General features: G+C 75.2%; 1 protein-coding gene. It reads right to left on the bottom strand.

Features of this window, described 5'->3' with window-relative positions:
- Nucleotides 1-121 precede the first annotated feature (121 nt).
- Nucleotides 122-565, bottom strand: a complete 444-nt coding sequence (locus ACEPPI_RS40535; RefSeq protein ID WP_373920244.1) for an SRPBCC family protein — start codon at nt 563-565, stop codon at nt 122-124.
- Nucleotides 566-916 lie beyond the last annotated feature (351 nt).

Here is a 916-nt window from a genome sequence, read left to right as displayed (position 1 = left end):
CGCCGGTCGCGCGCCGGGTCCCGGCCGGGGCGGCGGGCCGGGCGCCTGGCGGCTCACCGCGGCGCGGAAAACCACCCGAACCGGTGAGCCGCTTCCGGGGGCGTCGCGGCAACGGCCTTGTTCAGGACTCGACTTCCTGCGCGAGGTTCGCGAGGACGGTGTCGTAGATGCGGCCGAGGCCCTTGGGCGCGAAGGTGCGCTCGAAGAAGCCGCCGATGCCGCCCGCGCCGTTCCAGACGGTGCTGACCACGGCCTTGGACTTGCCCTCGCCGGCGGGGGTCACGGTCCAGGTGGTGACCATGGAGGAGTTGCGGTCCTTCTCCACGAGCTGGCCGTCGGTGGGCTCGGTGACCTCCAGCAGGCAGTCCCGTACCCGCTTGCTGGTGGCCTGGAGCTTCCAGTGGACCAGGGTGCCCTCGCCGTCGCCGCCCTCGCGGACCTCGTACTCGCTGAAGTGCTCGGGGAGCAGCTTGGAGCGGGTGCCGGTGTAGTCGGCGAGCGTGTCGAACACGGTCTCCGCGTCGGCCCCGATGATGCGCTCCGTGGTGGCCTCGACCTGCGCCATACCTGTTCCTCCAGCAATCGTTCTCGCTCGTCGGCGGCAAGCCAACCACCTCCGGGGCGGGCGCCCAAATCCGGGGCCCGGGGAAGCGCCCCGCACGATCACGGGAACGTCCGTTCCCTTCCGGGGCGGGCGGGCCGGTCCGGAGAGGCCCGCGCGCACGACGGACCGGACGGCCCGGGATCCCGGGCCCGCGCCCTCCGGGGCGGACGGACCGGGCGGGTCGCCGCGCCGGGGCGACCCCCGCGACACCCCCGGTACTCCATCTGCGGCCTGGGACGCGCGAGCGGTTCACGGCCCGGCCCCGGCGGCGCCACCCCCGCCCGGTCGAGCGCCGCGCACGCGCGCGACGGG

It is taken from the genome of Streptomyces sp. AB3(2024) (assembly GCF_041862025.1).
Taxonomy (GTDB): domain Bacteria; phylum Actinomycetota; class Actinomycetes; order Streptomycetales; family Streptomycetaceae; genus Streptomyces.
Note: the sequence above shows the minus strand (reverse complement) of the source record. Positions and strands in the feature narration are given on the sequence as shown.